This is a genomic window from Streptomyces oceani, assembly GCF_001751245.1.
Classification (GTDB): Bacteria; Actinomycetota; Actinomycetes; order Streptomycetales; family Streptomycetaceae; genus Streptomyces; species Streptomyces oceani.
The window spans coordinates 1-300 of the sequence record NZ_LJGU01000029.1 but is presented as its reverse complement, the minus strand read 5'-3'; the positions used below and the strand labels follow the sequence as shown (position 1 = coordinate 300).

The 300-nt window shown below is 75.3% G+C and carries 1 protein-coding gene; it reads left to right on the top strand.

Annotation, left to right across the window (positions count from 1 at the left end):
- A partial coding sequence (locus tag AN216_RS28855; RefSeq protein WP_170842970.1) for a zinc-binding dehydrogenase occupies positions 1 to 300 on the top strand: 300 nt, incomplete at both ends.

Genomic DNA, 300 nt, shown 5'->3' with positions numbered 1-300 from the left:
GTACGCCGCCTTCGACCTGGGCGACGTCCCCGCGCAGCGACTCGGCGAGATCCTGCGCACCGTGGTCGACCTGCTGCGGGACGATGCGGCGCACCCGCCGCCCCCGACCGTAAGCGACCTGCGCCGCGCGCCGGAGGCCCTGCGCACCCTCAGCCAGGGCAGGAACGTGGGCAAGTTCGTCCTCGCCCTGCCGCCCGCACCGGATCCGAACGGCACCGTGCTGATCACCGGCGCCACCGGCGTACTGGGAAGCCTGGTCGCGCGGCACCTGGTGACCGCGCACGGCGCGCGCCGCCTGCT